Source organism: Streptomyces sp. BE303 (assembly GCF_036290945.1).
Lineage (GTDB): Bacteria > Actinomycetota > Actinomycetes > Streptomycetales > Streptomycetaceae > Kitasatospora.
In genome coordinates this window covers 76,841-100,918 of record NZ_JAQYWZ010000420.1, presented here as the reverse complement: position 1 = coordinate 100,918, position 24,078 = coordinate 76,841, and the positions used below count along the sequence as shown (strand labels likewise).

Below are 24,078 nucleotides of genomic sequence, written 5' to 3'. Positions count from 1 at the left end.
CCGGACGGGCCGGGGCGGACGCCGCCCGGGCCCGCCGGCGTCAGAGCGTGACGGTCGCGCGGAAGACGGTGGCGCCGGTGCCGGTGAGGCGGGTGGTGGTGCCGGTAGCCGGCAGGAAGGCGGACTCGCCGCGGGCGAGGTCCAGGGCGGTGCCGTCGGCGGCGGTGAGCCGGGCGGTCCCGGCGGTGCAGAGCAGGATCTGCGGGGCCCGGCCGTCCACCTCCCGGTCACGGCCGTCCAGGGCGAACCGGGAGAGCCGGAACTCGTCGATCGGCACGGGGTAGAGCTCCTCGCCGGGCGTCCCGTCGACCGGTACCGGCAGCAGCGGCGCCGGCGAGCAGGCGGCGAACTCCACCACTTCGAGCAGCTCCGGCACGTCGATGTGCTTGGGGGTGAGCCCCGCCCGCAGCACGTTGTCCGAGTTGGCCTGCAGTTCCACGCAGACGCCGTGCAGGTAGGCGTGCGGCACACCGGCGCCGAGGTAGAGCGCCTGACCGGCCCGGAGCCGGACGTGGTTGAGCAGCAGGCCGGCGATCAGCCCGCGGTCCCCCGGGAAGTCGCGGGTGATCCGGGTGTACGGGGCGTACGGGCCGTCCGGGTCCTCGGCGGCGGCCTTGTCGACCGCCTCGGCGGTGTCCCGGACCGCGGCCCCGGCGGCCGGACCGTCCAGGTCGAGGGCGGCGGCCAGGGCACGGCTGAGCGCCTCGGCCTCGTCGCCGGCCCCCAGCAGGGCGATCAGCGGCTCCAGCGCGGGCACCCGCAGCCCGGCCAGCAGCGCGGCCGCCCCGGCGGGCCGGCGGAAGCCGCAGAGGCCGTCGAAGTCACCGAGCGCGCAGATGAGTTCGGGCTTGTGGTTGTCGTCGCGGTAGTTCCGGTGCGGGGCGTCCAGCGGGATGCCCCGCGCGTTCTCGGCGGCGTACCCGGCCCGCGCCTGGTCGAGCGAGGGGTGGGCCTGGATGGAGATCGGGATGCCGGGCGCGAGCACCTTGAGCAGGAACGGCAGCGTGGGCCCGAACCTGGCCACCGAGGCGGCGCCCAGCTCGCGTTCCGGGTCGGCGGCGATCAGCTCGTCCAGCCGGCGCGGCCCGTCGCCCCGGTCGGCCCGGGAGGGGTCGCCGGGGTGGGCGCCCATCCAGAGCTCGGCCTGCGGTTCGCCGGTCGGCTCCTGTCCGAGCAGCTCGGGGAGTGCGGTGACCGATCCCCAGGCGTACGGGCGGACGGTGTTGACGAGCTTGTCCATGGGCGCGGTCCTGCTCCTTTGCTGCAGTGGCTGACGGGTCCCTGCCGCCGGGCGGCGGTCCCCGGACGGGCGGGCGATCCGGGCAAAGGCCGGGCATCGACCCTAGCCGACCGGCCCCTCCCCGGGGGAAACGGCCGGTACCGACCGGGAGTGCCTCGGGCGGCGGGGCAGTCCGATGACGCGGTAGTAGGATGCCAGGACCCAGTGTTTTCCACAGTGGTCTCCAGGTCGGCGGGACGCCGCCGGGGACCGCGTCTTCTGATGAGTGCGGGCAACGGTGACTGGCACTTCCCGCCACCGGCCGAGAGGTTAGTACGTGACCGTCAACCAGCAGAGTTTTGCTGATCTCGGCAGGGTGCTGGTGATCATCCCGACCTTCAACGAGGCGGAGAACGTCGAGTCGATCGTCGGCAGGGTCCGCGCCGCCGTTCCCGAGGTCCACGTCCTGGTCGCCGACGACAACAGCCCGGACGGCACCGGTGAGCTGGCCGACAAGCTGGCCGCCGAGGACCCGCACGTCCACGTCCTGCACCGCAAGGGCAAGGAGGGCCTGGGCGCCGCCTACCTGGCGGGCTTCCGCTGGGGCATCGACCAGGGCTACGACGTGCTGGTCGAGATGGACGCCGACGGCTCGCACCGCCCCGAGGAACTGGACCGGCTGCTGACCGCGCTGCGCGGCGCCGACCTGGTGCTGGGCTCGCGCTGGGTGCCGGGCGGCCGGGTGGTGAACTGGCCGAAGTCCCGCCTGCTGCTCTCCCGCGGCGGCTCGACCTACTCGCGGCTCATGCTCGGCGTGCCGATCCGGGACGTCACCGGCGGCTACCGGGCGTTCCGCAAGGAGACCCTGCTGGGCCTGGGCATGGACGAGGTCGCCTCCGCCGGGTACTGCTTCCAGGTCGACCTGGCGTGGCGGACGGTGAAGGCCGGCTTCAAGGTGGCCGAGGTGCCGATCACCTTCGTCGAGCGGGAGCTGGGCGCGTCCAAGATGAGCCGGCACATCGTGGTCGAGGCGCTCTGGAAGGTCACCTCCTGGGGTGTCGCCGACCGGGTGGCCCGGCTGACCGGCCGGAAGGCCTGAGCCGGCCGGAGCGGCCGGGTTCCGGGCCGGGCCCGGAACCGCGAGTGGGAAGGCGTGCCCCGTCGGGCGCGCCTTCCGCGCTTTCGGCGCGCCGTACTCCCATGCTGTAGGGCGCGGGGACCCGGACGACGGCCGTCCGACCCGCCACCCGCCCGGCCGTACCGCAGGCCGGACCGCGGCCCGGCCCCCGCCGGGTCCGAGGTGCGGGAGCGCCGGGCAACCGGCCGACCGGGCCGACCGGGCAACCGGCCGACCGGACCGCAGGCCGGACCGCCGAACAGGACCGCAGACCAGAGGGAGCAGCCAGTGACGTCGTCCTCGCCCGAGGAGAACGCCGCCCCGGTGGACGCGGCGGCCCCGGTGGACGCGGCCGACGGAGCCGCCGCCGAACCGCCGGTCCGACCGCTGGAGACCGCCGTCTTCACCGGCCCCGAGTCGGCCTTCTTCGCCACCTCCACGCTGATCCTCGGCGAGCGCACCGCGATCCTGGTCGACGCCCAGCTGACCCGCAGCGCTGGCCGCGAGCTGGCCGAGTGGGTCGCCGGCAAGGGCCGCCGGCTGCTCGCCATCGTGGTCACCCACCACCACCCGGACCACTACTTCGGTGCCGAGGAGGTGCTCCGGCTCTTCCCCGAGGCACAGCTGCTGGCCGCTCCGCCGGTGGTGGACGGCATCCTGCGCACCGCCGCCGCCAAGGTCGCCCAGTGGAAGCCGGTCTTCGGGGACGACATCCCGGACCACCCGCTGGTGCCGGCCCCGCTGCTGCCCCAGCCGCTGATGCTCGACCGGCAGGTGATCCCGGTGCTGCTGCTCGGCCAAGGCGACTGCGACGGCTCCACGGTGGTCCACGTGCCGAGCATCCGCACCGTGATCGCCGGGGACTTCGTCTACAACGGCACCCACGTCTGGACCGCCGACACCACGCCGGAGCAGCGCACCGCGTGGACCCGCAACCTCGGCCGGATCGCCGACCTCGGGGTCGAGCGGGTGATCGCCGGGCACCGGGCGCCGGAGCAGGGCGACGAGGCGGCCCGGGTGCTCGCCTTCACCGGCGAGTACCTGCAGGACTTCGACCGTCTGCTGGCCGAGCACCTGGACGACCCGGAGGCGCTGGCCGCGGCGGTGAACGAGCGGTACGGGGAGCTGACCCTCCCGGCGGTGCTGGAGCTGAGCGCCGCCGCCAACACGGCGCGGGCGGCAGGGCCGTCGGAACCTGCGGAGGAGTCCGCGGAGCCGGGTGGCCCGGAGGAGTCCGCGGAGCCGGACGCGCCGGGGGAGACCGCCGCCGGGCCGGACGGGCCCGCGAAGGAGCCGGGGGCCGGGTCGGACGGGTCCTGACCCGTCCGGCGGATACTGGCGGCATGACCCCGTACGACGTGATCGTCCCGGCCGGCGGCGCCGCCCGGCGGCTCGGCGGGGCGGACAAGCCCGGCCTGACCGTGGGTGAGGCCACCCTGCTGGACCGGGTGCTCGCGGCCTGCGCCGGAGCCCGCACCACCGTCGTGGTCGGCCCGGCCCGGCCCACCGTCCGCCCCGGCGTCCGGTGGACCCGTGAACGGCCGCCCGGCGGCGGGCCGGTGGCTGCCGTGGCCGCCGGCCTGGCCGAGGTGACCGCCGACCTGGTGCTGCTGTTCGCCGCCGACCTGCCGTTCCTCGACGAGCGGACCGTCCACCGGCTGGCCGCCGCCCTCGACGCCGCCGCGCCGGACACCGAGGCGGCCGTCCTGGTCGACGCCGGCGGACGTGACCAGCCGCTGGCCGCCGCCTACCGCGCCGCCGCCCTGCGGGCCGCGCTGGCCGCCGCCGGAGACCCCGCGGGGCTGCCGCTGCGCCGCCTGACCGGCGGGCTGCGCACCCTCCGGCTGGCCGACACCGACGACGTCACGTACGACTGCGACACCTGGGAGGACCTGGCCCGGGCCCGCGAACGCGACACCACCGGACCCACCGCCTAGCCCGCCGCCCGGCCCACCCCCGGCCCCCACCTCCGGCCCGCTCACGTGCGCCGGCGCCTGGGCGTGAGCGAAACGACGCGCGCCGCTCACCGGGCAAACATGCCGGGGAAACCACCGATCGGGCAGCATGGGCGCATGGAGCGCACGCTGGATGACTGGATCGCCGAGGTCCGGGCCGAGCTGGACATCGACCTGGACGTCGACGTCCACGGACTGCTCGACCTGGCCCGGGTGGTCGCCCACGGGGTGGCCCGGCCCGCCGCGCCGCTGACCGCCTTTCTGATCGGCTACGCGGCCGCCCGGCAGGGCGGCGGCCCCGAGGCCGTCGCCGAGGCGGCCCGGCGGACCGCCGCACTCGCCGAGCGGTGGGCGGCGGACGCCGAGCCGGGGCGGACGTGAGCACGGTGGAGGAGCTCGCCGTGCTCGACCAGCCGCCGGCCCCTGCCCGACCGACGAGCTGGGCGCGGGCCAGGGACACCGCCCGCCGGGCCGGCCGGACGCCGCTGCCGCCGCTGCGCCTGCCGCTGGCCGGGGCGCTCGGCCACACCCTCGCCGAGCCGCTCGCCGCGCTCACGGACCTGCCCGCCTTCGACACCTCGGCCATGGACGGCTGGGCGGTCGCCGGCCCCGGCCCCTGGCGGGTGGCCGGACGGCAGCTGGCCGGTCGGCCGGCCACCGGGGCGCTCGCCGACGGCGCCGCCGTGGAGATCGCCACCGGCGCCCAACTGCCGCCCGGCGCCACCGCCGTACTCCGCCGGGAGCACGGCGAGCCGGCCGGCCCGTTGCTGTACGACCGCACGCCCGGCTCGCTGACCACCGGCCAGGACGTCCGCCCGCGCGGCCAGGAGTGCCGGCTCGGCGAGCCGCTGCTCCCGGCCGGCACCCCGGTCGGTCCGGCCGTGCTGGGCCTGGCGGCCGCCTGCGGCCACGACCTGCTGACCGTCCGCCGCCGCCCGGTGGTCGAGCTGCTGGTCCTCGGCGACGAACTGCTCGGCTCCGGCCTGCCCCGGCCCGGCCTGGTCCGGGACGCGCTCGGCCCGCTGCTGCCGCCGTGGCTGTGCGCCGCCGGGGCCACGACCGGCGAACCGCGCGCCGTCCGGGACGACTTCGGTCTACTGCGGGACGCCCTGCGGCACTCCACCGCCGACGTGGTGGTCACCACCGGCGGCACGGCCGCCGGACCGGTGGACTACCTGCACCGGGCGCTCGCCGAGGTCGGCGCCCGGCTGCTGGTGGACGGGGTCGCCGTGCGCCCCGGCCATCCGATGCTGCTCGCCGAACTGCCCGGCGGTCGCCACCTGGTGGGCCTGCCCGGCAATCCGCTGGCCGCCGTGGCGGGGGCGGTCACGCTCGCACTGCCGCTGCTGCACGGGCTGGCCGGCCGCTCCACCGCCCGCCCGGTCCGGGCGGCGGCCGTCGACGACCTGCCCGGGCACCCGGCGGACACCCGGCTGCTCCCGGTCCTGCGCACCGACCAAGGGATCGTCCAGCTCCGGTACGACGGACCGGCGATGCTCCGGGGTCTGGCCCGGGCCGACGCACTGGCGGTGGTACCGCCCGGCGGCGCGGCGGCCGGCGACCTGATCGAACTGGTGGAGGCCCCGTGAGCACCCGACGCAGGCGCGAGCGGTTCCCCGGCCCGCTCACCCCCGGGACCGAGCCCTGGGCGGACGCCGGGATCGTGCTGCCGGCCCGGCGGTCGGCGCCCGCCGTCCGGCAGGTCGGCGTCCGGCTGCTGATCGCGCTCGCCGTGCTGCTGGCCACCACGTTGGTCGTCTGGCTGGACCGCGACGGCTACAACGACAACGCCGGCGGCGGGCTGAGCTTCCTCGACGCGGCGTACTACGCCACCGTGACGCTCTCCACCACCGGGTACGGCGACATCACCCCGTACAGCGAGGGTGCCCGCCTCACCAACATCTTCGTGATCACGCCGCTCCGGGTGGTCTTCCTGATCATCCTGGTCGGCACCACCCTTGAGGTGCTCACCGAACGCACCCGTCAACAGTGGCGGTTGAACCGCTGGAGGTCCACCGTGCGCGAGCACACCGTCGTGATCGGCTACGGCACCAAGGGCCGCAGTGCCGTCGACACGCTGCTCGGCCAGGGAGTGCGCAAGGACGAGATCGTGGTGGTCGACCCGCAGCGCAAGGTGGTCGACCAGGCCGCCCAGCACGGCCTGGTCGGCGTGGTCGGCGACGCCACCCGGACCGACACCCTGATCCGTGCCGGACTGCCCACCGCCGCCCGGGTGGTGGTCGCGCCCGAGCGGGACGACACCGCCGCACTGGTCACCCTGACGGCACGCCAGCTCACCAGGGCGGCCACCATCGTCGCCGCCGTCCGCGAGGACGAGAACGCCCCGCTGCTCCGGCAGAGCGGCGCGGACGTCGTGGTCACCAGCTCCAGTTCGGCCGGCCGGCTGCTCGGCATGTCGATGCTCAGTCCGCACGCCGGCGAGGTCATGGAGGACCTGCTGACCTACGGCAACGGCCTGGACGTGATCGAGCGCCCGGTCACCCGGGCCGAGGCCGGGCACAGCCCGCGGGAGTGCGAGGACCTGGTGGTGGCGGTGGTCCGCGGCCGCCGGGTGATCAACTACACCGAGCAGGAGGCGCAGACGCTGCAGCTGACCGACCGGGTGATCGTCATCAAGTGATCCGGTTGCCCGTAGGGTCGGGCACCATGACCGATCAACCGCAGCTCCCCTTCGGCACCTTCGACGCCTTCGGACCCGCGCTGGACGTGGTCGACCAGCTGGCCGGGCCGGTGGCGGACGCCCTCAAGAACTGGGACGACCGGGAGGCCGCCCGGTCCGTGCTGTACGTGGACACCGACCCGGAGAAGGCCGACACCGCCGTCTTCTGCGAGACCTACGGCGTCCCGCCGGAGGCCTCGGCGAACTGCGTGGTGGTCGCCGCCAAGCGCGGCGGCGGGACGACCCTGGCCACCTGCCTGGCACTGGCGACCACCCGGGTGGACGTCAACCGCGCGGTCCGCCGGCACCTGGAGGCCCGCAAGGCGTCGTTCGCGCCGATGGACACGGCCGTCGCCGCGAGCGGCATGGAGTACGGCGGCATCACCCCGGTCGGTCTGCCCGCGGACTGGCCGCTGCTGGTCGACGAGGCGGTGGCCGCGACGCCGTACGTGCTGGTGGGCAGCGGGCGGCGGCGGGGCAAGCTGATCCTGCCGGGCCGGGTGCTGGCCGGGCTGCCGGGCGCCGTGGTGCTGCCGGATCTGGCGGGCTGACGCGACCGGTCCCGGCCGGGCCCGACCGGATCCGGTCGGGCGGGCACCGGGAGCGGTCCCGACCGGGGTGCCGCGGAGTAGCGTCGGGATCATGCATGCGATGACGATTCCTGAACCCGGTGGGCCCGAGGCGCTGGTCTGGGCCGAGGTGCCGGATCCGGTGCCCGGTGAGGGCGAGGTCCTGGTCGAGGTGGCGGCGACCGCCGTCAACCGCGCCGACCTGCTCCAGCGGCAGGGCCTCTACAACCCGCCGCCCGGCAGCTCGCCCTACCCCGGTCTGGAGTGCGCGGGCCGGATCACCGCCCTGGGTCCCGGGGTGGCCGGCTGGGCGGTCGGCGACGAGGTCTGCGCGCTGCTGGTCGGCGGCGGGTACGCGGAGCGGGTGGCGGTCCCGGTCGGGCAGCTGCTGCCGGTACCGAAGGGGCTGACCCCGGAGGAGGCCGCCGCGCTGCCGGAGGTCGCCTGCACCGTCTGGTCCAACGTGTTCCTCACCGCCAACCTGCGTCCGGGCGAGACCGTGCTGGTGCACGGCGGCGCCAGCGGCATCGGGACGATGGCGATCCAGCTGGCCAAGGCGGTCGGCGCCCGGGTGGCGGTGACGGCGGGCAGCACCGGGAAGCTCGCCCGGTGCGCGGAGCTGGGCGCCGACGTCCTGATCGACTACCGGGAGCAGGACTTCGTCGAGGTGCTGCGGGAGGCCACCGACGGGGCCGGGGCGGACGTGATCCTGGACATCATGGGCGCCCGGTACCTGCAGCGGAACGTGGACGCGCTGGCGGTCAACGGGCGGCTGGTGATCATCGGGCTGCAGGGCGGCGTGCAGGGCGAGCTCAACCTGAACACCCTGCTGCGCAAGCGCGGCGCGGTGATCGCCACCAACCTGCGCGGCCGGCCGCTCGCCGAGAAGGCGGCGATCGTGGCGGCGGTGCGCGAGCACGTCTGGCCGCTGGTGGAGTCGGGCGTGGTGAAGCCCGTGATCGACCGGGTGGTGCCGCTGGCCGACGCGGCCGCCGCGCACCGGGCACTGGAAGCCGGCGAGCAGGTCGGCAAGGTGGTGCTGCGGGCCTGACGGGGCCGGGTCCGAGGGCGGGCGGGAACCGGGGGGTGAACGGCCCAGGGTGGTTCGAAATGCCCTGAATGTCGGATTGTGTGAGGCTGTTCGGGAGCTGTCCCGCCGCCGACCCGCCCTGCGCGGTCGGCCGTCGCGGAAGGACCTCGATCGTGGCCGCACCTTCGTACGCGTTCCTCGGGCCGCTGCCCGCAGCGTTGTCGCACCGCCGTTCCCGCCGCGCCGGGCGTGTCCTCGCCCGGCGCGCCGAGCGGTGCTCGCGGCGCCTGCTGGCGGTGGCGGTGCTCGGTCTCGCGGTGCCGCTGACGGTCCCGGTGACGGTCGCCGCCCCGGTCGGACCCGGCGCCGCCGTCCGGCCCGCCTCCCTCGCCCCGCCCCCCTCGACCGGGTCCGGCACGCTGTCCGGGACCGCCGGGGCGGACGAACCCCCCGCGGCGGACGAACCTGCCGCGGCGGGCGGGGTGGTGCGTTCCGGCTCGCCCTCCCCGGCCCCGGCGGGGCCGTCCGGGCCGTCCGGTGGAGCCGCCACCGGGCCCGCCGCCTCGCCGGCCCCGGTCTCCGGGCCCGCCGCCACCGGGCCGGTGACCTCGGAGCCGTCCACCCCGCGACCCGCCGCCACGGGGCCGGCCGCGCCGGGGCCCGTTCCCGCCCCGGAGCCGGAGCCGGAGCCGGAGCCCTCGGCCGCGCCGGACACGCCGCCGGTCACGTCTCCCGTCCCGGCCGTGTCGGCGACCGCCGTCGCCACCGCGGCGACCCCGACCGCCGTCACGCCGCCGCGGGTCCAGAGCGCTCACCCCCGGCCCGGCGCCGGCGGGCTCCGGGCCGATCGGGACCAGAAGTGGTTCCGGCACCGCCCGGGCTCGGCGCCCGAACGTGTGCGGTCCGCGCCGGAGCGCGGCCGGGAGCACTCCGTCGAGCAGCCGCCGGAGCAGCCCTCCGCGACCGCCGCCCCCGGGGCGGACCCCGCCGGTGCCGGGGGGCCGACCGACTCCGCCGACACCACGGGGAGCGCGGTGGTGGCGCTCGGCCGGCCCGACGCGCAGGCCGTGGCGGCCCCGGTCGTGCTGCCCGCCCGCTGGCACGACGCCTCCACCCTCCAGCTGCCGCTCGGCGCCGGCCTCGGCCTGATCGGCTGCGGCCTGGGGCTGATCGGCCTCCGGCTGCGCAGGAACTGAGCGGCGCCCGGGCCGGGGAGGTCGGTCGGCACCCGCGGTGGCGGGCGTGCCCCGGCCCCGGGCGAACTGAGTATCCGTACGGATACCGGCGGCCCGCCCGGGGGGCGTAGCGTCGTGTCCGGGCAGGCGGCGGTACGCGTGCGGCGGCCGATGCCGGTCCGGGGCGGTGCGGTCGGGGGCCTCCACCCGACCAACCCCAGTGAGGGAGAATGTGATTCATGACGAATCCGATGAACGAGCGCTCGTCGCAGGAGCTCTACCAGGGCATGGGCGGGCAGTCGCAGGACGGCCAGAAGGTGCTGATCGTCGGACCGGACGGCCTGCCGGTGGGCCACGGGTTCCCCGGTTCGCCGGGGAACGACGACGGTGACGGCCCGCGTGAACTGCCGGTGACCGAGATGGTCGAGCAGCCGGCCAAGGTGATGCGGATCGGCAGCATGATCAAGCAGCTGCTGGAGGAGGTCCGGGCGGCCCCCCTCGACGAGGCCAGCCGGGCCCGGCTGAAGGACATCCACGCCAGTTCGATCAAGGAGCTGGAGCTCGGCCTGGCGCCCGAGCTGGTCGCGGAGCTGGAACGGCTCTCGCTGCCGTTCACCGAGGACTCGATCCCGACCGAGGCCGAGCTGCGGATCGCGCAGGCGCAGCTGGTGGGGTGGCTGGAGGGCCTGTTCCACGGCATCCAGACCGCCCTGTTCGCGCAGCAGATGGCGGCGCGGGCGCAGCTGGAGCAGATGCGGCGGGCGCTGCCGCCCGGTCTGCACGGCGGCGAGCCGGAGGGCGACGACCCGGGCGAGGGCCGCGGCATCCGTTCCGGCCCGTACCTGTAGGCCCGGCGGGACACCGCGGGACGGCGCGCCGCCGCACCGCGGCGGCCGTCACGGCATCGGGCGTACCACGACGACCCGGTGTCGAACGCACTACCGACCGGTACCGGGTCGCGGACCGGACACAGTGTCGGCCCTGAGCCGATCACCGGCGCCGCGAGCCGATACCCTGGGCCCCTGTCGCAGGCCGGGCGAGCGCCGCGACAGGGGTCGGGCAGGCCGTCGGGCCGGGCCCGGACACGCACGGACGAGACCGAACGTCACGGTCGCGGCGGCACTGCCGCGACGAGGGGGAGCAGAGGACCATGAGCGAGCACGGCAACGCGGAGGTCGAGGGCTACTCCCTGGGCAACGGCCGGTACGTGCTGCAGCGGGTGCTGGGCGAGGGCGGCATGGCCTCCGTGCACCTCGCGTACGACAACGTCCTGAAGCGGCCGGTGGCGCTGAAGAGCATGCACGCCGAGCTCGGCCGGGACGCGTCGTTCAAGGAGCGGTTCCGCCGTGAGGCGCAGGCCGTGGCCCGTCTGGAGCACGAGAACATCGTCCGGGTCTACGACACCGGCGAGGACGTGGCCCCCGACGGCTCCACCACGCCGTACATCGTGATGCAGCTGGTCGACGGCAAGGGCCTGCGGGACGCGATCAACGAGGCGGTCGCCCAGCACGGCGCGATGCCCGTCGAGGAGGCGCTGCGGGTCACCGTCGGCGTGCTGAACGCGCTGGAGGCCTCGCACGACCAGGGCCTGGTGCACCGTGACATCAAGCCCGGCAACGTCATGTTCGACCGCAAGGGCGTCGTCAAGGTCATGGACTTCGGCATCGCCCGCGCGCTGGAGAGCGGGGTCACCTCGATGACCCAGACCGGCATGGTGGTCGGCACGCCGCAGTACCTCTCGCCCGAGCAGGCGCTGGGCAAGCCGGTGGACGCGCGCTCCGACCTGTACTCGGTCGGCGTGATGCTCTTCGAGATGATCACCGGCCAGCTGGTCTTCGACGGCGACTCGGCCTTCTCGATCGCCTACAAGCACGTCCAGGAGGAGCCGCCGGCGCCGTCCACGCTCAACCGGGCGCTCGACCCGGCGGTCGACGAGTTCGTCGCCACGGCGCTGCGGAAGGACCCGGCGCACCGGTTCGCGAGCGCGGCGGCGATGCGGGACGAGGCCGAGCGGCTGATCGCGGTGGCCAAGGGCGGCGGCAGCCCCCTGGCGGCCAGCTCCCCGCTGGTGATCACCGACGGCCCGCGTTCGGTGCACGCCGCCCCGCCGGTCCCGTCCGTCCCGCAGGCCCCGCAGACGCCGCAGCCGTTCCACCGGCCGCCGGCCTACCAGACCCCGCCGCCGGCGTTCCAGACGCCGCCGCCGCACTTCCCGCAGCAGGCGCACACCCCGCCGCCGCAGCCGCAGGCCTACCAGACCCCGCCGCCGGCGTTCCAGACGCCGCCGCCGCACTTCCCGCAGGCGCACACCCCGCCGCCGCAGCCGATGCCGGCGCCGTTCCAGCCGGCCCCCGCGTCGAACAGCGGTGGCTGCTCCACGGCCCTGGTGATCGTCGGCATCATCGTCGGCGTGATCGTGCTGGCCGTCATCATCATTGCGATCGTGGTCAACCGAGCCAAGAACGAGACCGCCGGCGGGTCGACCTCGCGGGTCTCGGAGCGGACGGCCACCGTGCTCCACCTGGACGGTCCGGCCGACCGGAATGGCCTGCTCTGACGCATTCCGTCCGGATCGGGCGTGCCACGGGGGCAGGCCGGAGGCGGTAGCGTTCGGGCAAACGAGGCGACAGGGCACCGCGATCCGAGCGAAGGCCCGGGGCGAGGAGCGATGGCACAGACGCAGCAGCCGGACGACGACGAGGGCGCCTGGGCGACCGGTTCGGCCGGTGGTGCCCCGAGGACGCCCGGAACCGGTAGCGACGCCGCCACCACCGCGCTCCCGCCGTTCGGCGGCCCGCAGACGCCGGGCCGTGGCACCGCCGCCCCGCTGGGCACGGTCGGCGACGGCCGCTACCGGCTGACCCACCGGCTCGGCCGGGGCGGCATGGCCGAGGTGCTCGCCGCCCAGGACGTCCGGCTCGGCCGGACCGTCGCGGTCAAGCTGCTCCGCGGCGAGCTGGCCCAGGACGAGATCGCCCGGCTCCGCTTCACCCGGGAGGCGCACGCCGTCGCGGCGCTCAACCACCACGCGATCGTCGCGGTGTACGACACCGGCGAGGAGTACGTCGGTGAGGAGTCGACGCCGTACATCGTGATGGAGCTGGTCGAGGGCCGGACCGTCCGCGAGCTGCTGGTGGACGAGTCGGAGCCGCCGGTCGACCAGGCGCTGCTGATCATCGCCGGGGTGCTGGAGGCGCTCGCCTACAGCCACCGGCACGGCATCGTGCACCGGGACATCAAGCCGGCCAACGTCATCATCACGACCACCGGCGCGGTCAAGGTGATGGACTTCGGCATCGCCCGCGCGCTGACCGGGACCGCCTCCACCATGACCCAGACCGGCATGGTCATGGGCACCCCGCAGTACCTCTCGCCCGAGCAGGCGCTCGGCAAGCCGGTCGACCACCGCTCCGACCTGTACGCGGCCGGCTGCATGCTCTACGAGCTGCTGACCCTGCGCCCGCCGTTCACCGGCGACACGCCGCTCTCGGTGGTCTACCAGCACGTCCAGGACATGCCGGTGCCGCCCTCGCAGGCCAACCCGCGGGTACCGGCGGCGCTCGACCCGCTGGTGCTGCGCTCGCTCGCGAAGAACCCGGACGACCGCTTCCAGGACGCCGACGAGTTCCGCGCGCACCTCGAACACGCGTTGCGCGAACTGCAGGGCGGCACGGGTGCCTGGGCGGCCGGTTCCGCGGCCTCCGGCCTGGCCGCGGCCGGGCAGGGCTACGGCGGCATGCCGGTGCCCGGCGCGGACGAGACCGCGGTGCTCGGGGCCGGCGTCCCGGGGGACCCGACGGCGATGCTGCCGTACCAGGTGCCGGGCGGCCCGCACACCCCGTCCTCGCCCTACCCGGCGGCCGGCGGACCGTACGGCGGCGGTGACGGCGGCGACGGCTCCGGCGGCGGCGGCCACGGACGCGACCGGGGGGGCCGCGGGCCGTGGCGCTGGGTGGCCGGCATCGTGGCGGTGATCGTCGCGTCCGGCGCCGGGATCGCCCTGGCGCTCAGTGGCAACGACGAAGGCTCCGGCGGGAAGATCCAGCCGACCACCCCGCCGCCCGGTGTGGTGTCGACGGCGCCGGAGGCCACCACGCCCACCACGGGCGGCGCCGTGACCACGGCCCCGACCACCCAGAACACCCGGCGCCCGCAGCAGCCGACCGACACCGGCAACGGGAACGGCGGCAACGGCGGCAACCAGAGCCAGCCGCCTGCCACCTCGGGCGGCAAGCACACCATGTCGTCGACCCCGAGCACGACCGGCAGCAAGCCCGCGACGACGGCTCCGCCGGCGACCGGGACGCCGACCGCGCCGCCCACCACCGCCCCGACCACCGCGGGCGGCGGCGCGACGACCGCGCCGCCGGCGACGTCGACGGCGACCCAGCCGCCGCCGGCGACGACGGCACCGCCCGGGGGCAACACCTCGCCGAAGCCGCCGGTCTCCCCGCCGGCGACCGCGGGCTGACCCGAGGGGTCAGTTGGCGAAGGCGTCCAGGACCTGCTCGTACTCCTGGCACCACCACGCCAACTGGCCCGCCGAGGCGGGGTAGAGCGGGTCGGCCCGGTGGTCGGCCCGCTGGTAGCGCCACTGGAGCATCCAGAAGTCGTTCAGCCGCTCCCACCAGACCCGGTGCACGGCGGCGGCCAGGTGTTCGGCGGTGGCGGCCCCGGTGGCCCGGTACGACTGCGAGTAGTGCCGGACGCGGACGAGGTCCAGCACCCCCGTGGCCCGGTCGTTGAAGACCAGGGTGGCCGCGCGCACGGCCTCCTCGGCGCGCGGCTGGGGCCCGAGCTTGTCCCAGTCCAGGACCGCCGAGATCCGGCTGCCGTCGTGCAGCAGGTTGAGCCCGTGGAAGTCGCCGTGGGTCCAGCCGGTGGGCGGGGCGGTCTGCGGGGCGGGACGCCGGTGCGCGTGGTCGGCGAGCAGCTCCAGCCGCTCGGAGAGACGCCGTTCGACCAGGGCGTCCAGGTCGTCGAACGGGCGGTGCTCGCGGGCGTGCGAGCGCAGTTCACGGGCGAGTACGGAGCTGTCGCGCGCGTCGGCGCTCCGGTAGCCGGAGGGCTGGGCGACGGGGGCGCAGACGTCGTCGAGGGCGCCGTGCAGTCGGCCGAGCAGCGTGCCGAGGTCGTCGCACTGCGGCAGGGAGAGGTCCGTACCGTGCCGGTGCCGGCCGTCCACCCAGGGGAAGAGGGCGAACAGCCGGCCGCCGAAGGCGGCGACGGTGCCGGTCCGTTCGGCGAGGGCGAGCGGAGGGGCGACGGGCAGCCCCAGGGCGGAGAGCGCGGCCATCGCGCGGTGGTGGCCGGCGACGGCCTCGCGCCCGGCGGTCGCGGCGTCGACGTAGCACTTCAGGAAGTAGGTGCCGGCTTCGGTGGTGACGCGGTAGCCCCGGTTCAGCAGGCCTTCGGCGACGGGTTCGGCGGTGAGCAGGCGGCCCACCCGGTAGCGGCGGAGGATCTCGGCGAGGGCGGCGTGCGGGACGGGCGGGCTGAGCGTTCCTATCGGGGGGGCCGTGAGGTCGGGACGGGCTGGTGCACAGGCAAGGGTCTGGCTGAAAGTCACAGCCAGAGGTTAGGGCCCCCCGGCGGGGGCCCTTGACAGGGCGTCAGATGTGTGCAGCTCGCGAGTCAGTGCTGGTGGTCCGCCTGGTGCCGTGCCACGAAGGCGGCCGCCTGGGTCCGTCGCTCCATCCCCATCTTGGCGAGCAGACTGGAGACGTAGTTCTTGACCGTCTTTTCGGCGAGGTGCAACTCGTTCCCGATCTGACGATTGGTCATCCCTTCGCCGATCAGGTCGAGGATGCGGCGCTCCTGCTTGGTGAGCTGGGACAGTCGTTCGTCCTCCTTCTCGCCGCCGTCGCGCAGCCGGGCGAGCACCCGGCTGGTGGCCACCGGGTCGAGCAGCGACTTCCCGGCGGCGACGTCCCGCACGGCGGTGATCAGGTCGGTGCCGCGGATCGCCTTCAGCACGTAACCGGAGGCACCCGCCATGATCGAGTCGAACAGCGCCTCGTCGTCGGAGAAGGAGGTCAGCATCAGGCACTTGATCTCCGGCAGCCGGGAGCGGATCTCCCGGCAGACCTCGACGCCGTTGCCGTCCGGCAGGCGGACGTCGAGCACCGCGACGTCGGGGTGGACGGCCGGGATCCTGGTGAGCGCCTCGGCGGCGGTGCCGGCCTCGCCGACCACCTCGATGTCGTCCTCGACCGAGAGGAGTTCGTGGACGCCCCGCCGGACCACTTCGTGGTCGTCGAGCAGGAATACCCTGATTTGTCCAATATCAGTCACGCGCAAAGCCTCCCATATCACCCTACGAAAGACCTATCGCCCGCACCAGGGCGGGGGCGCGATCCGGCCAGAGCGGGAGAAAGCGATGCCGGTAACCCCCTTACGCGGGAGCCCCCGCCCGGATAACGTGCGCAGGTGTCCTGATGGCGACCGAATTGAGAGCTGCGCCACACCCGTAGTTGTCGGCATCCAACAACTAGGACGTCCTAGCGCAGACGCGCCCGGGGCGGACGCTGGGTAACGTTCTCGTGAGGGCGACGTCGGAAGAGGATCACCACCTGCCCCGCAGTAGGTGCGCACACCCACGCGCGCCCCGCGAGGCGGTGACCGGACCGGTCACCGGCGACCCCGGGCGGCCGGACAGACCGAGGAGTGAACGTGACCGTCAAAAGCACGGCGAGGGCCCGCAAGAAGGCGGCCCCCGGCGTCCCTGACACCCTCCGCGCCACGGGTACGGACGCCCAGCCGGAGCTCGTGCAACTGCTCACCCCGGAAGGCGAGCGGGTCGAGCACCCGGACTACCCGCTCACGGTGGAGCCCGACGAGCTTCGCGCCCTCTACCGTGACCTGGTGCTGGTGCGCCGGTTCGACGCCGAGGCGACCTCCCTGCAGCGACAGGGGGAGCTGGGCCTCTGGGCCTCGCTGCTCGGCCAGGAGGCCGCGCAGGTCGGCTCCGGGCGCGCGCTGCGCCCCGGCGACTACGCCTTCCCGACCTACCGCGAGCACGGTGTCGCCTGGTGCCGTGACGTGGACCCGCTGAACCTGCTCGGCATGTTCCGCGGCGTGAACCACGGCGGCTGGGACCCGAACGAGAAGAACTTCCACCTCTACACCATCGTGATCGGCGCGCAGACCCTGCACGCCACCGGCTACGCGATGGGCATCACCAAGGACGGCTCCGACGACGCGGTCATCGCGTACTTCGGCGACGGTGCCTCCAGCCAGGGCGACGTCAACGAGGCCTTCACCTTCGCCTCGGTCTACAACGCGCCCGTGGTGTTCTTCTGCCAGAACAACCAGTGGGCGATCTCCGAGCCCACCACCACCCAGACCAAGATCCCGCTGTACCGCCGCGCCTCCGGCTTCGGCTTCCCGGGCGTCCGGGTCGACGGCAACGACGTGCTGGCGTGCCTGGCCGTCACCCGCTGGGCGCTGGAGCACGCGCGCAGCGGCAACGGCCCCGTCCTGATCGAGGCCTTCACCTACCGGATGGGTGCGCACACCACCTCCGACGACCCCACCCGCTACCGGCTCGCCGAGGAGACCGAGGCCTGGAAGGCCAAGGACCCGATCAGCCGGCTCAAGGTCCTCCTGGAGAAGGAGGGCCTGGCCGACGAGGAGTTCTTCGCCTCGATCGACGCCGAGAGCGAGCAGCTGGGGCTGCGGGTGCGCGAGGGCGTGCGCGGCATGCCGGACCCGGACCCGACCCTGATCTTCGACCACGTCTACGCCGAGCCGCACACGCTGGTCGATGAGGAACGGGCCGGGTACGTCGAGTACGCGGCCTCCTTCGAGGCGGGGGAGAACCTCTGATGGCCGGTCAGCTCAGCATCGCCAAGGCGCTCAACGACGCGCTGCGGAAGTCGCTGGAGAACGACCCGAAGACCGTCCTGATGGGCGAGGACATCGGCAAGCTCGGTGGCGTCTTCCGGATCACCGACGGCCTGCAGAAGGACTTCGGCGAGGACCGGGTGATCGACACGCCGCTCGCCGAGTCCGGCATCGTCGGCACCGCGATCGGCCTGGCCCTGCGCGGCTACCGCCCGGTGGTGGAGATCCAGTTCGACGGCTTCGTCTACCCGGCCTTCGACCAGATCGTCTCCCAGCTGGCGAAGATGCACGCCCGCGCGCTCGGTCACGTGAAGATGCCGGTCACCGTCCGCATCCCGTTCGCGGGCGGCATCGGCGCGGTCGAGCACCACAGCGAGTCGCACGAGGCCTACTTCGCGCACACCGCCGGTCTGCGCGTGGTCGCCCCCTCCAACGCGCACGACGCGCACTGGATGCTGCGCCAGGCCATCGAGTCGGACGACCCGGTGATCTTCCTGGAGCCCAAGCGCCGCTACTGGGACAAGGGCGAGATCGGCGACGCCGCCGACCTGGGGCTGCACGACGCCCGGATCGTCCGCCCCGGCACCGACGCCACGCTGATCGCCTACGGCCCGATGGTCAAGGTCTGCCTGGAGGCCGCCGCGGCCGCCGAGGAGGACGGCCGCCGGCTGGAGGTGGTCGACCTGCGTTCGCTCTCCCCGGTGGACTTCGCCGCCCTGGAGGAGTCGGTCAAGCGCACCGGCCGCGGCATCGTGGTGCACGAGGCGCCGGTCTTCCTGGGCATGGGCGCCGAGCTGGCCGCCCGCCTCACCGAGCGCTGCTTCTACCACCTGGAGGCGCCGATCCTGCGGGTCGGCGGCTACCACGCGCCCTATCCGCCGTCCCGGGTCGAGGAGGCGTTCCTGCCCGACCTGGACCGCGTGCTCGACGCCGTCGACCGCGCGTTCGCCTACTGAGCGGGGAGCGAAGATGACCACCGAAGTTCGCTCGCTCCGCGAGTTCAAGATGCCCGACGTGGGCGAGGGCCTCACCGAGGCCGAGATCCTCAGCTGGCACGTCAAGCCCGGTGACACCGTGACGGACGGCCAGATCGTCTGCGAGGTGGAGACCGCCAAGGCCGCCGTGGAGCTGCCGATCCCGTTCAACGGGGTCGTCGAGCAGCTGTTCTTCCCGGAGGGCGCGACGGTCGACGTCGGCGCCGTGATCATCTCGGTCGCGGTGGCCGGCGAGGCAGGGGCTCCCGCCCCCGCCGTCGCGGCCCCGGCGGCTCCGCCGGCCCCGGCCGCCGAGGTCGAGCCCGAGCGGCGCGAGGTGCTGGTCGGCTACGGCCCGCGGACCGGTGTCGCCCAGCGCCGGGCCCGCCGCACGACCGTGGTGGCGACCGCCTCCACCTCGGCCCCGGTGGCCCCGGCTCCGGCCGTGGCTCCGGTTCCGGCCCCGGTCGTGGCCCCGGCCCCCGTCGTGGCTCCCGCTCCCGCGGCGGTGCCCGCACCGGCGGTGGCGCCCGCCGCCGTCACCGGTGACCGCCCGCTGGCCAAGCCGCCGGTGCGCAAGCTCGCCAAGGACCTCGGGATCGACCTGCGGGCCGTCACCCCGACCGGCCCCGACGGCGTCGTCACCCGCGAGGACCTGCACGCCCACGCGGCAGCGTCCACCGCTCCGGTGCCCGCCGCGGTCGAGGGCCCGGCCCCGGCCCCGGCCGCCGAGCCGACGGTCGCCGCCCAGGCGGCCGTTCCGGTCGCGGGCGACGTCCGGGTGCCGATCAAGGGCGTCCGCAAGGCGATCGCGCAGGCGATGGTGGCCTCGGCCTTCACCGCCCCGCACGTCACCGAGTTCGTCCAGGTCGACGTCACCCGCACGATGAAGTTCGTCCGCCGGCTCAAGGAGAGCGGCGAGCTGGGCCGGGACGTCCGGGTCAGCCCGCTGCTGCTGGTCGCCAAGGCGCTGCTCACCGCGATCAAGCGCCACCCGGAGATCAACGCCCAGTGGGACGAGGCGGCCCAGGAGATCGTCATCAAGGGTCAGGTGAACCTCGGCATCGCCGCGGCCACCCCGCGCGGCCTGATCGTCCCCAACATCAAGGACGCGGGCGGCAAGACCCTCGGGGGCCTGGCGGTGTCGCTCGGGGAGCTGATCGACACCGCCCGCCAGGGCAGGACCTCGCCGAACGACATGCAGGGCGGCACGGTCACCATCACCAACGTCGGCGTCTTCGGCGTCGACACCGGCACCCCGATCCTCAACCCGGGCGAGGCCGCGATCCTGGCCTTCGGCGCGGTCCGGGAACTGCCGTGGGTGCACAAGGGCAAGGTGGTCCCGCGACAGGTGACCACACTGGCGCTCTCCTTCGACCACCGCCTGGTGGACGGGGAGCTGGGCTCGCGGGTGCTGGCCGACGTGGCGGGCATCCTGGAGTACCCGAAGCGTCTGATCACCTGGGGCTGAGCCCCGGCTGCCGAAAGGGCCCTGCCTCCGCACCGCCGTGCGGAGGCAGGGCCCTTCGTCTACCCCGTGCGTCGGCCGCTACCGCCCTGGCTCAGTGGCGGGCGCCGCGCAGGCGGCGCACGGCGACCAGGACGGCTGCGCCGGCGGTGGCGAGGGTGCCGGCGAGGGCGGCGAGGAGGCCGTTGGGGGTGCCGGCGCCGGTCTGGGCGAGCTCCGGGGTGCCGGCGGGCGCGGTGGTGGCCGGTGCGGTGGTGGGCGTGGCCGCGGGGGCCCCGGTGGCCGCGGTGCCGGGGGAGGCGGCCGGAGTCTGCGCGGCGACCGGCTCGGCGGGAGCGGGCTTGGCGGTGCCGGTCGGCTTGGCGGCGGGCTTCGGGGTGGCGGGCTTGGCCGTGGCGGAGGGCTTCGCGGTGGGCTTCGCGGTGGGCTGGGCGGCGCCCGTGCCCTGGGGCCGCGTCACCTTGACCGCCTTCAGGTCGGTCGCACCCGGGGCGCCCGCGCCGGCGCGGCCGACCGAGGCCAGCAGGTTGATCGTGGTGACGTCCTCGGGAGTGGTCGGGGCGAGGGAGAAGCGGAACTTGAAGGTGACCGACGTGTTGTCGGACATCCTCTGGCGCTGGGCGTCGCCGGCGTCGATGATGCGGTAGCAGCCTTCGGTCGCCGGGACGTTCTTCCACGCGCCGGTGTAGTCCAGGAACTGGATCCGGACATCCTTCGAACGCACCGCCGCGCGCTCACCCGGCGTGTAGACGGCGAACTGGGGCTCCATCCCGTGGGCCTCGGTGCCGGTCTTGTTGGTGACCTTCAGGGAGACCTCGTTCCAGCCGCCGTCCGCGACGACCGAGGACTTGGCGGAGGTGAGGGCGGCGTCCGGGGAGACCAGGGTTCCGGGGGCGTGGTGCTCGGTGCCGGTGGCCGGGTGCGGGCCGCCGATCCGGTCGTCCCCGCAGGCCCAGGAGGTGTCGGCGGTCATGAGCTGGACGGAGCCGACGAGGACGGCGGTGGCGGCGACGGTGGCGAGGCGGCGGCCGGAGAGCGGGCGGATGTTCTTCGCGAATGCGGGCATAACGGACTTGCTCATGACGTGTCTCCCCAGGGTCATGGTGGTGCGGGTGTGTGAGGTGAAGGTGACCGGCGTCCGCTGCTCGCGAGCGGTAGCGCCCCCCGGCCCTCGCCGGTCTCGCTCTCCGTGCCTTCATCCGTATAGACGTCCGTCCCCGCCGGGGGTTGCAGGTGGGTTCGGAAGTTTTTCCGGGAATCCTCGAACCGCCCGCGGTGGGGGCTGCTCCGCGATACTGCCGGGATGGCAGAGGAGCTGATAACCCGTGCGGCCGAGGGTCCTTCCGACCACCCCGAGGAACGCCGCTCGCTGCGGCGGGACGCCTCCGTCCCGGCGCTGCTGGCCGGACTGGTGTGCATCGTGGTGTCGTTCTCCGGTCCGCTGGTCGTGGTGCTCGCGGCGGCCGCCGCCGGGCGGCTGGACCAGGCGCAGACCGCCTCCTGGATCTGGGCGGTCGCGGTCGGCAGCGGGCTGACCTGCCTGCTGCTCAGCTGGTGGACCAGGACGCCGGTGATCACCGCCTGGTCCACCCCCGGCGCCGCCCTGCTGGTGACCAGCCTCGGCGACTACCCCTACCGGGAGGCGATCGGCGCCTTCCTGGTGAGCGGGGTGGTGGTGGCGCTGTTCGGGGTCACCGGGCTGTTCGGCCGGCTGATCGCCGCCGTCCCGGCCGGGATCGTCAACGCGATGCTGGCGGGCATCCTCTTCTCCTTCGGCGCCGGGATCTTCGGCGCGGTGAAGGGGGCGCCCGTCCTGGTGCTCGGCAGCTTCGCGGCCTTCCTGCTCGCCAGGCGGACGGCCCCCCGGTACGCCGTGCCGGCCGCGCTGCTGGTCGGCGGGGTGCTGGCGGCCGTCACCGTCGGTCTGCCGCTGGACCTCGGATCCGGCGGGCCGACCCGGCCGGTGTTCACCGTGCCCGCGTTCACCGGGCCGGCCATGGTGGGTCTGGCGCTGCCCCTCACCATCGTCGCGCTGGCCTCGCAGAACGCGCCCGGCCTCGGCGTGATGCGGGCCTTCGGCTACCGGCCGGACGACCGGCTGCTGATCGGATCCACGGGCGGGGTCTCCGTCCTGCTGGCGCCGTTCGGCTCGCCCGGCGTCAACCTGGCCGCGATCACCGCCGCCATCTGCGCCGGCCCGGAGAGCCACCCCGACCCGCGCCGTCGTTATGTGGCCGGGATGTCGGCGGGCCTGCTCTACCTGGTGGTGGGCAGTTTCGGAGGGGTCCTGGTGAGCCTGTTCACCGGACTGCCGAAGGAACTGATCGCGGTGATCGCCGGGGTGGCGCTGCTGGCCTCGCTGCAGGGCAGCCTGGCCGCGGCGGTCGCCGAGGAGCGCGGCCGGGACGCGGCGGTGGTGACCTTCCTGGCGACCGCCTCCGGGATGAGCCTGTTCGGCATCGGCGCGGCCTTCTGGGGCCTGCTGTTCGGCCTCGTCACCCATCTGGTGCTGGAGGCCCGGCGGGACCGGGGCCGCTGAGGTCACGGCCCGGGGTGATCATCCACCTGACAGGACTCATAGGTATGACTGGTGAGGTGCCTGTCGTTCGGCCAGGTCGGTGACATTTTCGTCGACCGGTGAGGCCGACACACCGGGCCGGGTACGTCTTCGCGTCCACCACCCGGGCGACACCGGGTGACCGGAACGTCGAGGACGCACCCGTATGCCGCCTGGCAACCCTGGCCGGCTCGTCCGGAGTCTGGCCGCGCTCGTGCTGGTGTCCACCGCCGTACTCCCGGCCGCGCTCGAACTGGCCGGCCCGTCACCGTTCGGGGTGATCGGTCCCGGCGCCCCCGCCGACCGGGCGGTGCCGCCGCACGCCGCGCTCCGGGCCGACGTGCGCGTCGCCGGCACCGCGCCGACCGTCGACATACGGCGGACCGGCGACCCGGCCAACCGGATCACCCTCGTCCTGCTCGGCGACGGGTACACCGAGGCCGAGCAGGAGCTGTTCCGCGAGCAGGCGGACCGGGCCTGGCACGCCCTGATGGAGATCGAGCCGTTCCGCAGCTACCAGGGGTTCTTCAACATAAGGCGTGTCGAGGTGGTCTCCCCGGTCTCGGGCATCGCCGAGACCGAGAGTCGCGGACGCCAGGCGGCCACCCCGCTCGGCATGCACTTCTGGTGCGAGGGCACCGCCCGGCTGCTCTGCGCCGACGAGGACGAGACGGCCCGTTTCGCCGGCCGGGGCGACGGCCCGCAGTACCTGATCGCCCTCGCCAACTCCGGGGAGTACGGCGGTGCCGGCGGGACCGGGGTGACCACCCTGGCGGGCGGCAGCCCGGACGCGGGCCGGATCATCCAGCACGAGATAGGGCACACCGTCGGCGACCTCGGCGACGAGTACGACAGCGCGCCGGACGACGCCGACTACCCCAACCTCGCCGTCGAGAACGCCGACGAGATGCGCCGCAAGCAGGTCAAGTGGTGGCGCTGGCTCGGCGCGGAGTCCCCGGACGGCGCCGGGACGATCGGGGCGTACCGCAGCGCCAACGGCGTCTACCGGCCCACCCCGGACTCGGTGATGCGAACCCTCGGCGGCGCGTACAACCTGCCGTCGCGGGAGGCGATCATCGAGGAGATCTACCGGCGGGTCCGGCCGACCGACACCCCGGTCCCGCCCCCCGGTGAGGTCACCGGCCGGCCCCGGCTGGAGGCCCGGCCGCTGCCGCTGGCCGGCGCCCGGCAGCTGCGGGTCGACTGGACGGTGGACGGCGTCCCGGTGGAGCCGCAGGCGGCGGACCGCAGCTGGCTCGACACCGCGCTGCTGGGGCTCGCGCCCGGGCACAGCGCCACCGTCACCGCCACGGTCCGGGACACCACCGACTGGGTCCGCGACGAGGCCTTCCGGGACCGGTACATGACGCGGTCGGTCTCCTGGACGGTGGTGGGGTAGGGGAGCACGGGGCGGGCGGAAAGGGGGCAGGGGGCAGGGGCAGGGCGGGCAGGACCGGGAGTGGCCGGATCGGGACGGCCGGTGTCCGTC

Annotated in this window: 19 protein-coding genes and 2 pseudogenes; 17 read left to right on the top strand and 4 right to left on the bottom strand. The window is 74.7% G+C overall.

Translation table 11 applies throughout. The features are described 5' to 3' along the window. Positions 1-40: 40 nt before the first annotated feature. Positions 41-1,240: a mannose-6-phosphate isomerase, class I gene (manA, locus tag PUR56_RS07930; protein ID WP_329948374.1), complete on the bottom strand. Its 1,200-nt coding sequence runs from the start codon at positions 1,238-1,240 to the stop codon at positions 41-43. A 316-nt stretch (positions 1,241-1,556) separates the two neighbouring features. Here manA and PUR56_RS07925 point away from each other — a divergent pair, with 316 nt between their 5' ends. The 12 genes and pseudogenes from PUR56_RS07925 (at position 1,557) to PUR56_RS07875 (ending at position 14,216) form a co-directional block, all read left to right on the top strand. Continuing rightward, positions 1,557-2,318 (top strand): polyprenol monophosphomannose synthase, encoded by a 762-nt coding sequence (locus tag PUR56_RS07925; RefSeq protein ID WP_329884835.1) that lies wholly within the window; start codon positions 1,557-1,559, stop codon positions 2,316-2,318. A gap of 306 nt (positions 2,319-2,624) precedes the next feature. Beyond that, on the top strand, positions 2,625-3,656 hold the full coding sequence (locus PUR56_RS07920) for an MBL fold metallo-hydrolase (protein ID WP_329948373.1): 1,032 nt from the start codon (positions 2,625-2,627) through the stop codon (positions 3,654-3,656). A gap of 23 nt (positions 3,657-3,679) precedes the next feature. After that, positions 3,680-4,249: pseudogene (mobA, locus tag PUR56_RS43315) on the top strand (molybdenum cofactor guanylyltransferase); the annotation flags it as partial. Positions 4,250-4,420: 171 nt separating this feature from the next. Next, positions 4,421-4,672, top strand: a pseudogene (locus PUR56_RS43310) (DUF6457 domain-containing protein); the annotation flags it as partial. Beyond that, positions 4,669-5,880, top strand: coding sequence for a molybdopterin molybdotransferase MoeA (locus PUR56_RS07910; RefSeq protein ID WP_329948372.1), 1,212 nt, complete (start codon positions 4,669-4,671; stop codon positions 5,878-5,880). The pseudogene PUR56_RS43310 and the gene PUR56_RS07910, both read left to right, overlap by 4 nt. A 71-nt stretch (positions 5,881-5,951) precedes the next feature. Then, positions 5,952-6,932 (top strand): potassium channel family protein, encoded by a 981-nt coding sequence (locus PUR56_RS07905; RefSeq protein WP_329885004.1) that lies wholly within the window; start codon positions 5,952-5,954, stop codon positions 6,930-6,932. Between the two features lie 26 nt (positions 6,933-6,958). Next, entirely contained in the window at positions 6,959-7,522 is a 564-nt protein-coding gene (locus tag PUR56_RS07900) for a YbaK/EbsC family protein (protein WP_329948371.1), read from the top strand. 91 nt (positions 7,523-7,613) lie between these two features. After that, complete coding sequence (locus PUR56_RS07895) at positions 7,614-8,591, top strand: NAD(P)H-quinone oxidoreductase (protein ID WP_329948370.1); 978 nt, start codon at positions 7,614-7,616, stop codon at positions 8,589-8,591. Positions 8,592-8,743: 152 nt separating this feature from the next. Next, positions 8,744-9,766, top strand: a complete 1,023-nt coding sequence (locus PUR56_RS07890; RefSeq protein ID WP_329948369.1) for a hypothetical protein — start codon at positions 8,744-8,746, stop codon at positions 9,764-9,766. 218 nt (positions 9,767-9,984) lie between these two features. Next, positions 9,985-10,593 carry a bacterial proteasome activator family protein gene (locus PUR56_RS07885; RefSeq protein WP_380355166.1) on the top strand — a complete coding sequence of 203 codons (609 nt, stop codon included), beginning with the start codon at positions 9,985-9,987 and terminating at the stop codon, positions 10,591-10,593. A 302-nt stretch (positions 10,594-10,895) separates the two neighbouring features. Further along, positions 10,896-12,302: a protein kinase domain-containing protein gene (locus PUR56_RS07880; RefSeq protein WP_329948368.1), complete on the top strand. Its 1,407-nt coding sequence runs from the start codon at positions 10,896-10,898 to the stop codon at positions 12,300-12,302. A 111-nt stretch (positions 12,303-12,413) separates the two neighbouring features. Next, positions 12,414-14,216, top strand: coding sequence for a protein kinase domain-containing protein (locus tag PUR56_RS07875; RefSeq protein WP_329948367.1), 1,803 nt, complete (start codon positions 12,414-12,416; stop codon positions 14,214-14,216). A gap of 9 nt (positions 14,217-14,225) precedes the next feature. Here PUR56_RS07875 and PUR56_RS07870 read toward each other — a convergent pair whose 3' ends face one another. Both PUR56_RS07870 and PUR56_RS07865 read right to left on the bottom strand, forming a co-directional pair. Continuing rightward, the gene (locus PUR56_RS07870; protein WP_329884843.1) at positions 14,226-15,314 is read right to left on the bottom strand and encodes a phosphotransferase enzyme family protein; all 1,089 of its coding nucleotides are present in this window, start codon (positions 15,312-15,314) and stop codon (positions 14,226-14,228) included. Positions 15,315-15,379: 65 nt separating this feature from the next. Further along, the gene (locus tag PUR56_RS07865; protein ID WP_329884844.1) at positions 15,380-16,039 is read right to left on the bottom strand and encodes a response regulator transcription factor; all 660 of its coding nucleotides are present in this window, start codon (positions 16,037-16,039) and stop codon (positions 15,380-15,382) included. Positions 16,040-16,417: 378 nt separating this feature from the next. Between PUR56_RS07865 and pdhA the strand changes: the two genes are divergently transcribed. From pdhA to PUR56_RS07850, 3 genes are read left to right on the top strand one after another with little or no spacing between them, the layout of a single operon-like run. After that, on the top strand, positions 16,418-17,572 hold the full coding sequence (gene pdhA, locus PUR56_RS07860; RefSeq protein WP_380355161.1) for a pyruvate dehydrogenase (acetyl-transferring) E1 component subunit alpha: 1,155 nt from the start codon (positions 16,418-16,420) through the stop codon (positions 17,570-17,572). Next, the gene (locus PUR56_RS07855) at positions 17,572-18,546 is read left to right on the top strand and encodes an alpha-ketoacid dehydrogenase subunit beta (protein ID WP_380355158.1); all 975 of its coding nucleotides are present in this window, start codon (positions 17,572-17,574) and stop codon (positions 18,544-18,546) included. Before pdhA ends, PUR56_RS07855 begins: the two co-directional genes overlap by 1 nt. 13 nt (positions 18,547-18,559) lie before the next feature. Next, positions 18,560-20,035 (top strand): dihydrolipoamide acetyltransferase family protein, encoded by a 1,476-nt coding sequence (locus PUR56_RS07850; RefSeq protein ID WP_329948366.1) that lies wholly within the window; start codon positions 18,560-18,562, stop codon positions 20,033-20,035. Positions 20,036-20,126: 91 nt separating this feature from the next. Here the strand turns inward: PUR56_RS07850 and PUR56_RS07845 are convergent, their stop codons facing one another. Next, positions 20,127-21,113 (bottom strand): hypothetical protein, encoded by a 987-nt coding sequence (locus PUR56_RS07845; RefSeq protein ID WP_329948365.1) that lies wholly within the window; start codon positions 21,111-21,113, stop codon positions 20,127-20,129. Between the two features lie 222 nt (positions 21,114-21,335). Here PUR56_RS07845 and PUR56_RS07840 point away from each other — a divergent pair, with 222 nt between their 5' ends. Beyond that, positions 21,336-22,571 carry a benzoate/H(+) symporter BenE family transporter gene (locus PUR56_RS07840; RefSeq protein ID WP_329948364.1) on the top strand — a complete coding sequence of 412 codons (1,236 nt, stop codon included), beginning with the start codon at positions 21,336-21,338 and terminating at the stop codon, positions 22,569-22,571. A 184-nt stretch (positions 22,572-22,755) separates the two neighbouring features. Next, a complete protein-coding gene (locus tag PUR56_RS07835) occupies positions 22,756-23,988 on the top strand; it encodes a M64 family metallopeptidase (RefSeq protein ID WP_329884849.1) in 1,233 nt (410 codons plus the stop codon). The last annotated feature ends 90 nt before the right edge of the window (positions 23,989-24,078 follow it).

Coding starts and splice junctions, on each gene's coding strand:
- PUR56_RS07855 (WP_380355158.1), top strand. CDS start 17,572: ATGGCCGGTCAGCTCAGCATCGCCAAGGCGCTCAACGACGCGCTGCGG.
- PUR56_RS07895 (WP_329948370.1), top strand. CDS start 7,614: ATGCATGCGATGACGATTCCTGAACCCGGTGGGCCCGAGGCGCTGGTC.
- PUR56_RS07885 (WP_380355166.1), top strand. CDS start 9,985: ATGACGAATCCGATGAACGAGCGCTCGTCGCAGGAGCTCTACCAGGGC.
- PUR56_RS07880 (WP_329948368.1), top strand. CDS start 10,896: ATGAGCGAGCACGGCAACGCGGAGGTCGAGGGCTACTCCCTGGGCAAC.
- PUR56_RS07835 (WP_329884849.1), top strand. CDS start 22,756: ATGCCGCCTGGCAACCCTGGCCGGCTCGTCCGGAGTCTGGCCGCGCTC.
- manA (WP_329948374.1), bottom strand. CDS start 1,240: ATGGACAAGCTCGTCAACACCGTCCGCCCGTACGCCTGGGGATCGGTC.
- PUR56_RS07850 (WP_329948366.1), top strand. CDS start 18,560: ATGACCACCGAAGTTCGCTCGCTCCGCGAGTTCAAGATGCCCGACGTG.
- PUR56_RS07875 (WP_329948367.1), top strand. CDS start 12,414: ATGGCACAGACGCAGCAGCCGGACGACGACGAGGGCGCCTGGGCGACC.
- PUR56_RS07840 (WP_329948364.1), top strand. CDS start 21,336: ATGGCAGAGGAGCTGATAACCCGTGCGGCCGAGGGTCCTTCCGACCAC.
- PUR56_RS07900 (WP_329948371.1), top strand. CDS start 6,959: ATGACCGATCAACCGCAGCTCCCCTTCGGCACCTTCGACGCCTTCGGA.
- PUR56_RS07845 (WP_329948365.1), bottom strand. CDS start 21,113: ATGAGCAAGTCCGTTATGCCCGCATTCGCGAAGAACATCCGCCCGCTC.